General features: G+C 60.0%; 13 protein-coding genes. 5 read left to right on the top strand and 8 right to left on the bottom strand.

Annotation, left to right across the window (positions count from 1 at the left end):
* Positions 1–5: 5 nt before the first annotated feature.
* Together BM013_RS09315 and BM013_RS09310 are read left to right on the top strand one after the other, a co-directional pair.
* Positions 6–470, top strand: a complete 465-nt coding sequence (locus BM013_RS09315) for a gamma-glutamylcyclotransferase family protein (protein ID WP_093125745.1) — start codon at positions 6–8, stop codon at positions 468–470.
* A 709-nt stretch (positions 471–1179) separates the two neighbouring features.
* On the top strand, positions 1180–2946 hold the full coding sequence (locus BM013_RS09310; protein WP_093125743.1) for a TnsD family Tn7-like transposition protein: 1767 nt from the start codon (positions 1180–1182) through the stop codon (positions 2944–2946).
* Here BM013_RS09310 and BM013_RS09305 read toward each other — a convergent pair.
* The 4 genes from BM013_RS09305 to BM013_RS09290 form a co-directional block, all read right to left on the bottom strand.
* Positions 2943–4241, bottom strand: coding sequence for an AAA family ATPase (locus BM013_RS09305; protein ID WP_093125740.1), 1299 nt, complete (start codon positions 4239–4241; stop codon positions 2943–2945). The genes BM013_RS09310 and BM013_RS09305 overlap by 4 nt on opposite strands.
* Positions 4231–6519 carry a transposase gene (locus BM013_RS09300; protein ID WP_177225445.1) on the bottom strand — a complete coding sequence of 763 codons (2289 nt, stop codon included), beginning with the start codon at positions 6517–6519 and terminating at the stop codon, positions 4231–4233. The genes BM013_RS09305 and BM013_RS09300 overlap by 11 nt, the downstream gene beginning before the upstream one ends.
* Positions 6507–7415 (bottom strand): PDDEXK family nuclease, encoded by a 909-nt coding sequence (locus tag BM013_RS09295; protein WP_093125735.1) that lies wholly within the window; start codon positions 7413–7415, stop codon positions 6507–6509. Before BM013_RS09295 ends, BM013_RS09300 begins: the two co-directional genes overlap by 13 nt.
* A 322-nt stretch (positions 7416–7737) precedes the next feature.
* On the bottom strand, positions 7738–7998 hold the full coding sequence (locus BM013_RS09290; RefSeq protein ID WP_093125732.1) for a DNA-binding protein: 261 nt from the start codon (positions 7996–7998) through the stop codon (positions 7738–7740).
* 395 nt (positions 7999–8393) lie between these two features.
* Here BM013_RS09290 and BM013_RS09285 point away from each other — a divergent pair, with 395 nt between their 5' ends.
* Positions 8394–8789, top strand: coding sequence for a hypothetical protein (locus tag BM013_RS09285; protein ID WP_093125729.1), 396 nt, complete (start codon positions 8394–8396; stop codon positions 8787–8789).
* Here the strand turns inward: BM013_RS09285 and BM013_RS42185 are convergent.
* Together BM013_RS42185 and BM013_RS09275 are read right to left on the bottom strand one after the other, a co-directional pair.
* Positions 8763–9650: a TniQ family protein gene (locus BM013_RS42185; protein WP_093125727.1), complete on the bottom strand. Its 888-nt coding sequence runs from the start codon at positions 9648–9650 to the stop codon at positions 8763–8765. The genes BM013_RS09285 and BM013_RS42185 overlap by 27 nt on opposite strands.
* Positions 9651–9917: 267 nt before the next feature.
* A complete protein-coding gene (locus BM013_RS09275) occupies positions 9918–10934 on the bottom strand; it encodes a tripartite tricarboxylate transporter substrate-binding protein (RefSeq protein ID WP_093125724.1) in 1017 nt (338 codons plus the stop codon).
* 102 nt (positions 10935–11036) lie between these two features.
* Here BM013_RS09275 and BM013_RS09270 point away from each other — a divergent pair, with 102 nt between their 5' ends.
* Positions 11037–11930, top strand: coding sequence for a LysR family transcriptional regulator (locus tag BM013_RS09270; protein ID WP_093125720.1), 894 nt, complete (start codon positions 11037–11039; stop codon positions 11928–11930).
* On the opposite strand, the gene BM013_RS41180 is transcribed toward BM013_RS09270, so the two are convergent.
* A complete protein-coding gene (locus tag BM013_RS41180; protein WP_256221464.1) occupies positions 11920–12501 on the bottom strand; it encodes a MarR family transcriptional regulator in 582 nt (193 codons plus the stop codon). The genes BM013_RS09270 and BM013_RS41180 overlap by 11 nt on opposite strands.
* Between BM013_RS41180 and BM013_RS41740 the strand changes: the two genes are divergently transcribed.
* Entirely contained in the window at positions 12394–12711 is a 318-nt protein-coding gene (locus tag BM013_RS41740; protein WP_256221469.1) for a hypothetical protein, read from the top strand. The genes BM013_RS41180 and BM013_RS41740 overlap by 108 nt on opposite strands.
* 30 nt (positions 12712–12741) lie before the next feature.
* Here BM013_RS41740 and BM013_RS09260 read toward each other — a convergent pair whose 3' ends face one another.
* The gene (locus tag BM013_RS09260; RefSeq protein WP_218153642.1) at positions 12742–13167 is read right to left on the bottom strand and encodes an ArsR/SmtB family transcription factor; all 426 of its coding nucleotides are present in this window, start codon (positions 13165–13167) and stop codon (positions 12742–12744) included.
* Positions 13168–13270 lie beyond the last annotated feature (103 nt).

Here is a 13270-nt window from a genome sequence, read left to right as displayed (position 1 = left end):
AACGTATGCCGAACTACTTCGCCTATGGGTCCAACATGTCGCATGACCAGATCCGTGCACGTTGCCCGTCCCACAAATTCATCTGCGCCGCCGAACTGCTCGGCTACAAGTTGGCATTCACCAGGTACTCACGCAAGCGCGAGTGCGGCGTCGCTGACATCGTCCCAGCGCCAGGGCAGTCTGTGTGGGGCGCGGTGTTCGAAGTGAGCGGCGAGGATTTAGCCGCCCTTGACCGGCACGAGGGAACCCACTTGAGCCCGCCAGCCTATGTGCGTGTTCAAGTGCAGGTCACTGCTGCAGATGGCTGCTCTCTTGATGCAATCACTTATGAGGTCCTCGACAAGGCGGCCTCCGAGCATGCCCCAAGTGTGGGGTACCTTGGCCTCATTCTCGATGGTGCTCGGAAGTGGGACCTGCCACAGGCCTACCGAGAGGCACTGAGAAGCTTCGAGGGCCAATCTGAACGGTGAGCGGCAAGATGCGGCCAGAAGGGCATCTGCCTTGCAAACTCTAGGCTCGACTCACCCACAAACAACAAAATCCTCCGCGCCAGCCGAAGCCAGAGCGGGGGGGGGGGGCGGGCTACTTTGCGCCGGCCTGCTTGATTGATTCGTTCAACGCCTGGCCGATGGCCTGTCCGCTGGCGCGCAAGAAACTGATGGCGATGATGGGACAGGCACGTTTGCAAACAGCCTGAGGGTGCTGGATCACACGCAGGCCTCATTGAATTGGGGTATCTGGCGATGCGATTCATCGCCATGCGCATCGTTGGCCCTCATCGAAGGCCAATTGGTGAGCTGTTCAGATCTTCCCTTACCTGGCACCTCCTAAATGTTTTGAACCCTATTATTTGATGACCGGTAAAGTACCTGACATTTTTTTGAACTCTATTAGTTTGTTTTGAACTCTATTAGCTTCGACCACTATTAGCTTCGACCAAAGGCATCAAGGCATCAAGGCATCATTGTCGATACTCTTGGAGATTTCTCGGCTAGTTTCAGTACCCCCGGAAGCGAGTCCCGCCTTCTCGTCCATCTGTTTCCCCGATCAAACATGCGGTACTGATAAAAATTTTTAGCTATCGACTAAGTTAAGGCAGAAATCTGCACCCTCTTGAGCTTTTCTGTGGATCAACTTTGCGCTGGCTGAGCAGGGCAGATCGATGAAAATGAGTTCTGTATGAGTGGTCGCCCGCTTGATCGTCCGGAGCCAATGCTTCCGGGATTTGAGGAGCCGTTGCTCGGGTGGTTGCCCGGCGAAAGTTTCTTCAGCCTATGCAGTCGACACCATCGTTACTGGGGATATCGCCTGGCAAGCGATACCGCGCGTGTTCTATTCGGAGCGAAACGCATCGGTAGTGGTCACGATCTACCATCTGGGCTAGACCGCTTCGAAGCGCGAATCTTGGGAAGGCTGGGATCGGCCGACAGCATTGCAAGAGAGCGGACTCTCCTCGCGTACTACAGGGCATTCGCAGCACCATCCGAAACGAATGCGGCGGTCGAGCGAATGAAATCCCAGAATGTTGCGCATCTGAAATTGCGACTTGGGATCTTGACGAGCCGGTTCCGCGCCAATCACCCTTTGAAGGCCTGCCCTGCGTGCATGCAGAGAGATCGAGAGCTGACCGGTTGGGCGTATTGGCATCTCGAACATCAGTATCCCGGGGTCTGGATCTGCCCGGATCACGAGCAGCCGCTCCGGGAGTCCTTGCTGAAGGCCACCGGCATCGAGCGCTTTCAATGGCACCTTCCGGATGCAGCCCAGTTCAGACAGGTCACGCCGCCATTTTGGACGGATGCCACGATTGATCGATTGACGCAGTTCACGACCACTTCGCTTGCGCTGGTCCGGAGTGCGGCGGATGGCTATCTCTCTCCAGATCGCCTCCATCTTCTCTATCGCCATGAGATCGCTCGCCGAGGTTGGATCTCGCTTGGTGGATCCCTTCGATTGAAGGAACTGGCACCCGATTTTGTGAGCTTCATCAAACCGGCGCGCGAATGCGCGGAACTGCGAGCCTTCGCTGCAACGGCCTCCGAGGCTCAGGTGCAGCTTCCGGCGTTGCTTCGCACCCCGATAGAGGGAACGCACCCTCTGCGCCATGTTGCGATCATCGTCTGGTTGTACGGCGACGGCGACCGGTTCCTTGATGCCTACCGTCAATTGAATGACGCCGCCTTGCTGGAAGACAACCTCGAAGAGGCGCATCCTGGGTCGCAGCCTCAAGCAGCAAGCCAAGAAAACGCGAGGCAAGCAGCCAGGCTGAAACTGGCCGAGCTCGTCCAGCGTCAGGACTTGTCGATGCGAGCAGCGGCCACGCAACTCGGCGTTCAGACGGAAACGGCAATGGCTTGGGCGAGCGAGATGGGCTTGCACGTCAAGCGCCGCCCCAAGCGATTGAAAGACGACATCCGCGTGTTGGCGATTGCAAGGCTCCTCGCTGGCGAAGATAAGCAAAGCGTCGCTCGAGCTGCGAACGTCTCCGAGGTCGCGATTACCAAGCTATTGAGAACCGAAACCGGTCTTCATCTCGCCTGGCATGCCGCGCGCCGGAAGCAAGCGTCTGGCAAAGCTCAAGCCGCCTGGCTGCGTTGTATCCAGGAGCACCCTGGAATCGGGATCAAACTGGCCCGGGCAATGGAACCGGCTGCGTATGCCTATCTGTATCGCAACGAGAGAGCATGGCTGGATGCAAACCTGCCTGCTCCGGCGGCCAGGACGCAAGGAAACAACAGTTCAATCCGTTGGGATCAGCGCGATCTCGAGTTCTCCGAGGCGGTCCAGCTCGCCGCACTGCGCTTGTTCGAGAGGAAATCGGGCCATCGGCCGTTGCGGCTCCCGGATCTGCTTCAAGAACTGCCTGATCTGAAAGCGAAGCTGCGCGCACTCGATCGTCTGCCGCTGACGCGGCGCGCGATCGAGCGCGCATTGCTGGGAAGCTAAGTCGCTTGAGGCTTGGGTGGCTCGCCTGTGCTCATCCGGGTCCAAAACCCCGACCAGAACATGGTGTCGTCCGGCAAAAGATCCTCGTACCGGCGCATGAGTGCTGGATCACGACTCCGAAGCGCTTGGATGGCGGGTGCGATCGGGGTGAAGTAGAGGCTGGCCGCGACCTTCAGGTCATCGATCTGAAGGTCGTCGACCTGGAGACCGGATGAGGCATGTCGGGCAAACGCGACCCGATGGGCTGCAGTCCAGAGCGCGATGATGAACCGAGGAACTCCTGCGGTGAGTTCGATGATGGTGGTGGCCAGTCCATCGGAATCGACCAGCTTGTCTCGCACATACTGGTACCGAAGCAGCGGCTTCAAGAATGTGCCGCGAAAACGCTGATCGTTCGGATCATCGAAGATGTGCAACTCATGCCACCCGCCCACGACGAAACGACTGGCAGTGCTCAAACGCGTCTGCAACGCCGCCATGCCGTCTGGCGACCCAGACAGCACCAGGACGAAATCTGACGTATTGGAAAGCGTCAGGATCCGCTTGAGTGTAGTGTCGTCGGCGATGCGCAGCTTCGGCTTGTCACCATCACTCTTCTTCGATCGCTTCTTGAGTGTCTCGAACTTGAAAAGGTTCTGCACCTCATCGAGATGAAGGATGCCAAGGAAACGAGACTCGGCGAACTGCAGCCATTCATCGAACAGCGCGGACGCATCGGTTCTGATGCGACCGAGTACTTCTGCGAATCGATCGGTGCCCATTGCCCTGTCCGATGCGAGCATCAGCGTGCGCGCAAGATCACCGAGCTTGCCGGATGCTGGGATATTGATCGACAGGTGGGCCAGCTGCGCAAATGGGCCATTGATGTTGGGAAAGTCCTGATGCGTGATGACCTGGGAGGGATAAACCGAGCGTGCAGCAAAGATGAGTTGACTCTTTCCAGCCCCTGGAACGCCAACGACACCGATCAGCTTTGCCGAGTGCCCTCCATCCAAGCGAGGCCGTTCCTTTCCGATAACCGCCCACGTTCGGGGGTCGCCGGGGTTGCGTCGGCCGTAGCTGGCCCGAAGGGCCAAATCCATGGTGGTAAAGAATTCAACGTCATGGGACGAAGGAAAGTGCGCTTCGCTCAATGGCATCAGAAAGTGCATGCGCACGTGCCGCGGAATTTCTGCGATTGCGGCGGGGATTCTTGGCAACCGTTTCAGGTGGGAACGAAGAATCTGCTCCGCCGACAGGTAGGGACCCATGGCCGCATTCAGGCAGTTGTTGGGATAGGGATCCTCATACGACATGCTCGTCCTCCGCCATGTTCATGAGGTCAAGAAGCTTTTCTGCCATGTTGTTCTGGGTGTCGAAAAGTCCCTGCGCAGCGTCGTTCTTGCCGAGTCCATTGCGAGCGGCTGGAACAACGGGCGCCGGCGTGTTGCTGTGCTCCAAGGACCTGGCCTCGGTCGGGCTCGGAACAGGGCCGCTGTGTTTTGCAAGTGCCTCGCGGGTTCGTGCCGTCGCGTCATCAATGAGGGCCTGCATCCGGCGCCTCATGTCCAGATTCTTCATCGTGATCTTGTGCTGGCGATCATGATTGGAGAGGGTGTGATACACAAAAGCATCGCGGACTTCATCCCACGAATTTTCTGGCGTTGCGCGTGTGTAGTCGGAGAGTTGCATTTCCATCATCCCGTGCTCCAGAGGGTTTGGGGTCCAGATGCGGGAAACGCTCCCGGTGTAGTGGTGCGCATTCATATCCCACGCGCCGAAGTTCCGCGCAAGACCCGTCCACTCCAGTTCCGTTGCGATGGAAGATACGTACTCCAAACCGCCGAATTTGATGCCGTTGCGAGTGACGATCGCGTTGCTCGAAGGCAGCAGCTTCTTGATCAGGTCGGATTGGTTTATTGCGCGGGTAGTGCCGATTCCCACGCTGTGGCCGTAGTTCCAAAGCCCTCCTGGTGAAGGTTGCACACCCTCTGCGATCATCTCAACGTCGAGACGGGAGGTGCGATTGGCAGTCAGGTTGTAGTTGGCAAAGCAGATGCTCAGGTAGTTCACGTATTCAGGAAGCGTGTATACGGCCTTGCTCATGTCGAACTTGCGAAGCTCGAGTTCTGCGCGCCGCGCGTCGATTGCACCTGGGACAAAGAGGAACTGTTGGTCCTTCTGGATGCGGTGAAGGACTTCGACGAGGCCTTTCAGATCCGGGCGGTAGGGCGGCGCGTATTGCATGTTGAGCTTCAAGCCGAACGCAGTCTCCGATGCGCCCTTCGAGAGGTATTCCCCGCGATCGCAAAGAAGATACACGGGCAACGAAGGATGGGGCGCCAGCGACGGAATGGCTTCGAAGCCGCGTATCGAGTTCATCAGGCTGGGTTGTGCAAGGCAACTGAAGAGGCCTTGCTTGGCCATTGCCCAACTCGGCCCCTCAAGACATACCAAAAATCCGACAATGGAAGTCGACCATATATCGACAAAGATATAAACGATTGCGCGACCAATGATCCAGGCGCGATTGACGGTGGAGCGCAGGTACATGTCCGCTATGGTGGAGTCCACTGCCCACGTGTGACCGGGCCCGGCAACGCCTTGCCAACTCTTGCCTGTCATGCTGCGCATGCTGCGCTGATAGTGCCCTTTGGTCGTACGTTCGAGGGCGCGCAGCAACAGCGACTTTGTCTCCACGAGAACTCGCCTGATCTGTTTTAGCGTGGGGTAAGTTCCTTTCTCGGGATTGAGCGGGGTATAGGTGCCGTCCACCTCCTTGAACTTGGTGACAAAGCGTTTCTCAAGAATCATCTGGCAGCGCTGCGGCATGGCCGGTTTCGGGCAGGTAATCTCGTCGTCGGCCGCCAGGATCATGTTTGCCCATTGGGTGCTCATGCCCGGTTGTTCTGGCTTCATGTCGATCCCACTGATGAGTTTCTCGATTCGTTGCCCGTTGGTCTTGCGCCCCGCCTTTTCTCGCCCCTTCTTTTCGGCAGTATCAGGATCCACACGGCGAACCTTCCCAGGCGCGCCGCAGCGATCCCTGCGACTCACTAGGCTGAGGTCGACGAACCCATGCCGACAAAGAAGAGAGAAGTACTTATAGATTGCGGGCTCAGAGAGTCCCGACTTTTCGCAGGCGTCTCGCACCAGCGAGGAAATGCCGCGAGAGGCAAGAATTTCAGTTCTGAAATTGTCGAAATCGAGGAAGGGCTCCATCGCACCGCACCGCTCGACGAAGATCTTGTGATCGCCGGTTCCGGCGATGGGCAGATCGATCCGATCGGATTCGATGTGTACGATCCTTGCGAGGTCAGCGTCAAGTAATCGGGAGATTTTCTCGAACGACTCCCACTTGAGTTTTCCCACCAGAGGTGCTGGAGGTTTCTTGCGCGGCGTCTTGGTTTTCTCCGCCTTGCGGCGCCCGCCGCGTGAGGGTTTTTCCTCTTCGGTGGGCATGTCCAGGCGCGCGAGCGCAATCTCATCAAGCAGCTTGTCGGCGAAGACAACTCGATAAAGCCCACCGATTCCGCTTGCGTCGTCGATCTTGATGGCGGCATTGAAGGCCAGGCCGAGACTCATTCCTTCCATGCTGACCTCCTGGAGACCAGTGGATTGAGAGCGTTGAAATCCGCTTGGCTGAGGAAGTGCACCGGTGTGGAAGGCCGCCAACTGCGGCGAAGGTCTAGCAGCAGTTGACCTTTCCACGCGGCTTGCCAGAACGCATGCTGAGCGGTCTCCAGGTTCACCTGGAGACGTGCGCATATCTCCTCCAGCGTGCGCGTCAACGACGCACCGACCATGGCCTTGGCGACCGCTGAAGCCTTGATCAAGACCAAGGCTGGAAGCGGCTCGGATATGAAGCCCCAGCCGGAACTGCATCGAAGGCAGTTTGCAACAGTGCTGTCGTACTCCTGGGGCGTGATCAGAAGCCACTCAACGCCGCGCCGGCGCCAGTACTCGCGCTCGATCGAGAGCAGTTGCCGCTCTCGAGGTTTCAGCGCATCGAATTTTCCGTACTTGAAGGAGACCGCCAGAAGATACTTGACGCCGTTGTAGGACATCAAAGTAAGCAGGTTGTCAGTGGTGAATTCCCAATCACAGATTTCACCGTCGCCCGAGACTCTCGGGTGTCTGAAGCCGAGCTCTGCTGCAATTTTCAGCGTGCCATCGAAGAGACCGCCTGGCGCCGCGACGTCATAGCTTTTCAGTTCATGCGGAGCAGCGTTGCGTGACAGCTTGAATTGCTCGCGACTGTCGAAGACATTCGACATCAGAATGATGAACAGTTCGCCCTTCCATTCGCCGTCGCTGAGAAGTTCGCGGAATCGATCGCGCCAGTAGAGAAGGTGTGATCGCCCCTTACTGGAGGGATCGCCGCGGGAGACGCGGTGCCACGGAGTGAAATCTTCGAGGGTGCCAGTGCTTCGACCTTGGGCCATGAAGCGGGCAAGAACTTTAGGAGTGAATCTCTTGGTCGTCCTCATGACAGACCTCGAGAAAAGGAAGGGAGCATATTTTTCATGGCTGCGCTTTCGGAGCGAGCTTCATCCCTCGGCGAGCCCGTCGCCGAGTGAACAAAAATGAACAAACGAAGCAACCCTGCCTCACGGAAGCGAGGCTAAAATTTAGGCGTCAATACTGAACCCGATTGGGTTGCTCCAACGATTCACCCGAAGATGCGACGAGGATCTTTCGGGGCGCAGACATGCAGACGCAGCTGTTCCACCAGTTGCGTCTGCTTTTTTCATGGCGAGTCGAGTGTTCGGCTATGTCATATGGCGGATCGGTCCTTCTGGAAGTGGCAAGTCAGGCGTGCTTGAGCCCGAGCGCGACTGCGATGGCGTGAGACTGTCCTCGCAGGCACTTTCGCTCACCGCGCAGCACTGCGTACACCAAGGCGCGGCTGAAGCCGTTTGCATCTGCCCAGCCCGCTGCTGTAGTGCCCGTGCTGCGAAGTCGTTTCCAAGCTTGATTCGCGCTACCGCCGCCGTCCAACCGCGCCTTATCCGATGTCAGAAGTTGGACTGAAGGGTTGGTCGGTACACGGTTGAGGCGCTCGTGATGCATGTCAATATTCTGCCATAAGTGCGAAAAAAATCCTTTGAAATCAATGACTTAGCATCTTATTCATGTATTGGCACAAAAGAATTGAAAATCGCTCGAAACTTGGCGATCGAGCTGTCTTTTGAGCGTTGGATCGAATCGGCTTACCTACCTCTACGAGGACCTGGCATCCGAAGGGGGCGAGGGAACGCTTTACAACAAGGTCGAGATCGAATTTCATCTGCGCGGAGATGCGCATGCGGGTCGCACGGAAGTCGATGGGTCCATCCGCTCAAACACCTGGAACCTCTCGTTGGCGTCGGACAGCAAAGCGTCGTTCCGTGCGGCGGGCGAGCGCAGGTCGGGAGGGCACGTGCTAAAAAGCTATTCCGGCAGCGGTGACCTGTCGTATGTAGACCGTGCGGACCGTCTCGGGCAGCACCTTCTCGATGATTGGTCGCGTTGACGCGCCGCTCAAGCGTATGGAGCTGATGTTCTTCCAGCCGCTGGACCGCTTGATGACGGAGATCGATGCCAGCGGCAACGCAGTCAAGCGCAGCATGGTTTTCCCGGCGAGCGGGTTTGGCTTCGTCGATGAGCAAGGCTCCGGCGCTGACCATATGCCTCTGGCCTATGGCACTTACCTGCCATTGGACTCTGACGCGAACGTACTGGCCTACAGCAAGGCGACACCGATCGAAGACGAACCGCTCAATCCTTTGACAGTCACTGTCTCGGCCATGACGGCCATGCCACCGTTCGATTACGCAGGGGTTACGCTTGAACAGTCAGGAAGTGACATCCAGAGCGGTTAGAGCCGCAATACCCTCAGATGCCGTTGGCCAGAGAACTGCAGTTGCAGCGCATACGAAAACTCGGCGTGGACGAGGGGCCGCGACCATGTCGCACAGGGCATTCAATCCGTAAGCCGGTGATGTGGAGGCGTTGTTCCGAGGGGCAACTAAGTTTTCAAGCCAGCCTTCGGGAGACCTTGACATCACAAAGTACGGCAGCGTAGTCACAACGATACGAAGTTCACTCCGTCTACTTTTGAACAGTGACACAAGGTCGTGGCGGTTAAGGTTGCCTTCCCAACGCGCCATGAAGAGAGCAAGTTCCACGTAGCGGCGAACGACGTCATTCTTCATCCATCGCAGCCAGCTCTTCTGCACGGATGATTTGAAGTTCATTTCTCTAGGTGTGCGCCAAAATTCCAGGTGTTCCCAGTTGTGTACTGCTCTCAAGGGCGTGCCGTTGTGCGTCGGGCATTCGTAGACACCGGGCAATTGATGATCAGTATGCCAATAGCTTCGACCAAATTTATCAATATCGCTCTCTACGCAACAGGGACATAAGAAGGCCTGTTCGCGCGCTGAAAGCATCACAGGAGAGGACGCGTGTGTCGAATCGTGTATCGCTTTCCAGTGCCGCCCGTTAGGCAGAATGAAATCACGCAGGAAGTGCTGGAGTGTGTGTTCCTTGAGGAGGTCGCGAACTCGGATGTCTCCGATCAGTGCAAGATCCCCAATGGAGCAGTTTCCGACATACCACTTTCGGAGTGCGCCGGGGAGATGAAATTCCCTAAGGCGCCGGGGTCTCGGGTGATTGAATCGGGCGAAGACCTTGATGTAAGCGGGAGCAAATTCATCCGGGAGAATCTTTGGAGCGACAAGCATCGAAGGTACGGATTGAAAAAATTTCCGGCGAACATGGAGAGAAAGACATTTTTCCAGCTCGCGAGTGCCTCGTTTACGACTGGAGAACCGCTGCTGCAGTCCCTACGGTGGCGTTTACGACATTAAGACTCTGGCCGACCATTCCGTTGCTCCGATAGACCGCAAGGATGCTGAGGTGCAGTTCTCGACTTTATTAGCGCGGATCATCGGCTGTTGTTCACCACCGATCCCGAAGACCAGGCAAGACGGGTTTCGGCCAGCCGCGCCTCACGAGTCGCCCCGAATGCCGGCGCTGACCAGCAGCGGCGCCCAGGCTCGGCGTTCGTCCTCGATCCTCGCGGCAAGTTGCGCCGGCGTGCTGTGCGCCGCAACCATGGCCGCGTCCTGCAGACTCCGTGCGAGGTCGCCGCGCGCGACCACGGTGCGCACGGCCTCCGACGCTTCGTTCGCGCTGGCTTCAGAGGCGCCGCCGGGCAGGAAGAACGCAAACCACTCGCGCATCGCCGATCGCGCGTAGCCCTGTTCCGTCAGGGTGGGCACCGAGGGCGAGAAAGGACTGCGCTCGCTGCCGGAGGTAGCCAGCATCCGGAGCCGGCCCCCAGCCAGCTGTGCGAGCAGGAGGCCCTCGGGCAGCACCAGCACTGCCACCTGGCCGCCGAGCAGCGCCACCATGGCAGGCGGCCCCCCGGGGTACGGCACATGGCGCCAGCTCAAGCCGGGTTGGTCGAAGACCATGGCTTCCAGGATGTGGGGCAGGGTGCCCGCGCCGGGCGACGCCGCATTGGCGGAGGCCGGGTGGCTTCGCATCCAGTCGACCAGCGCGCGCACGCCGGTGACGTCGGCCGGCACCGCCGGGCCGACGGCCACGCCGAGGGTCATCTCCGCCGCGACCGACACCGAGCGGAGGTCTCGCGCAGGGTCATAGCCCAGCTTCTCGTACAACGTCGGATAAAGGCTGGCGAGCGCGCCTTGCGCCAGCAACCAGGTCGTGCCATCGGCTGGCGCCGACCTGAGCGCCTGCACGGCGATCTGCCCCGACGCGCCGGGCCGGTTGTCGATCACCACCTGCCGGGCAAAGGTGCCGGTGAGTTCTTCGCCGAATCGCCGCGCCAGGATGTCGGGCACGCTGCCGGCGGGGCCGGTGCAGATCAACCGCAGCCGCTCGTGCATCGGTGCGGCGGAGGTTTGCGCAAACGCGGCGGGGCTCAGGATCGCAGCCGCCGCACCCGTCAGCATCAAGCGCCGCCGGCGTCCGCCGAACAAGGACAGAGAACGTGTCGTCATGGGGCGGTCCTCGAGTGATGGTGGCGTCGAGCCTATGCCTGCGCCTTCCCCCTCACAAGCCGCGAACTTGCAGAACGGGGCCGCAATAGTGCATAACGCGCCATGCTCGACTGGAACGACCTGAAGTACTTCGTCGCGGTGGCACGGCACGGCAGCACGCTGGCTGCGGGTCGGGCGCTCCAGGTCGATCCGTCCACGGTGCAGCGAAGACTGACGGCACTGGAGCGCCACATCGGACGCGCGCTCGTCCAGCGCCACACCAACGGTTATCGCCTGACCGATTTCGGCGTGGAGATGCTCGAAGCGGCCCAACAGGTGGCGCAGGCCGCGCTCGCGTTCGAACAGTCGCTTGTGGTGTCGAGGCGCAATGCGTCGGGCGTCATCCGGCTCACCTGTCCGGAGCCGCTGGTCAATCGCCTGACGAACTCCGGGTTGCTGGACCGCTTCCACGCGCTGCATCCGGGCCTGCACGTGGAGTTCGTGATGAGCGACAAGTACATCGACCTGCGCACCGGCGAGGCCGACGTCGCGCTGCGTTCCGGCGACACCGACGACAACGTGCTGGTGGGCCGCAAGGTCGGAGATTCGCTGTGGGCCGTCTATGCGAGCACGGACTATGCGCAGCGCAACGGAGTGCCCGCGTGCGTGGAGGAGCTTGCAGGCCACCCGCTGGTCGGTTTCGAGGAGAACATGGCCAGCCATCGCGCGAGCCAATGGCTGCGCCAGGTGGCACCGACCGCGACCGTGGTGGCGCGCAACGACAGCGTGCTCGGCCTTCTGCTGTCGGTGAAGGCGGGCGTAGGCATCGGCCCTTTGCCGACCGCCCTCGGCGATTCGGAAGCGGAGCTGGTCCGGGCATTCGGCCCCGTGCCCGCCCTGTCCAGGGACTGGCGGCTCCTTGCGATGCCCGAGATCCGCAAGACGGCGCGTGTCTGTGCCTTCTTCGATTTCATGGTGGCCGAGATAGAAGCGCTGAAGCCGATCATCACTGGCTAGCGGCCGCGGTGTCCGCCGGTGTTGCGGCTGGAATCAACGCGCGTTCCACACAGCGAACGCGCCGTTGGCCACCATCAGCGCGCAGTCCGTCGCGAAGATGAAAAGCATCGGCCCCTCGAGCACGCTCCACGCACCAGGCTCGTTGCGGCGGCGCTTGCCGATCATCGGAATGTTCACCGCGAACTGGCTCGCATGCGCCACGGCCACCGCCGCGGCGAACAGCGCCAGCTGACGGCGCTCGGGGAACAGGCCTGCGAACAGCAGGAGCAGCGCGCACAGCACCATGAAGCCCAGGTTGAGCCCACCCAGGAAGCGGATGGCGCCGCCCAGGGTATGGAACAGCGGACTCGCCCGTTGGTCGCGTGGAACGAGCATGCGCGCCGCGGCCTCGGAGCGCCACGAGAAATGAAACGCGCCCATCCCGAACCACAGGATGTTCAGGCTCAGGAGGATCGTCCAGCTTGTGGTTTGCATCGCGCTCGGCCACGACGTAGCCTTCGTCCTGCAGGAACTTGAGCGGCCGGTGCATGGCCTGCTTGGTCACGCCCAGGAGTTCGATCAGCTGCCCGATCGAGATGCCCTCGGCGCGTGCCACCGCGTAGAGCAGGCGATGGTGGACGCGCGAGAGGCCCTGCTCCGCCAGGAAGGCGTCGGCCTTGACCACGAGGCCGCGGAACGCGAAGTGCATGAGCAGCAGCGCGCCGTCCTGCGGATGGAGTTCGCGCATGCCGGCGCGCGCGACGCGCGGCAACTCGAATGCCGGGTTGGGCGCGTCGCCTGATTGAGGCCGGGGCTTGGGCATGCCTTGCCGTCAGGCGCGCCGTGCGGCCTTCTTTGCGGCGGGCTTTTTCGCGGCGGGTTTCTTTGCTGCTGCAGGCCGTTTCTTCGCAGCAGCCACGGGCATCACGGCCTCGGTCTTCACACGCTTCTCTTCGCGCGCCGCCGCAACCACCGCATCGAGCAGCCCCGGAAAGCGCGCCGCCAGATCGTCCCGCCGCAGTTGCATGTAGCGCGACGTGCCTTCCATGCGCGTGAGCGTGAGGCCCGATCCGCGCAGCCGCGCGAAGTGGTACGACAGGTTGGTCTTGGAGCCCAGGCCCAGAAAGCTGGAGCAGTTCTGCTCGCCCATTTCGGCCAGCGCCAGCACCATTTCGCGCCGCACCGGATCGCTCAGCGCGTCGTAGATGCCGGAGAGTCCGATCTGCTCGGCGGGAGGGTGGTCAAGTTCACGAACCATCGCGCGAGCATAGCGCAGCAAGCCTTGCCCACAGCGCTTGTCCGGTTGTTCAATATATTTTGAACAAGCATTGACGACGGTGCGTGTTCGGTAGATAGTTCAA

Source organism: Variovorax sp. OK605, from assembly GCF_900115445.1.
Taxonomy (GTDB): domain Bacteria; phylum Pseudomonadota; class Gammaproteobacteria; order Burkholderiales; family Burkholderiaceae_C; genus Variovorax.
The sequence above is the reverse complement of the archived record's forward strand: the minus strand, read 5'-3'. Positions and strand labels throughout refer to the sequence as shown.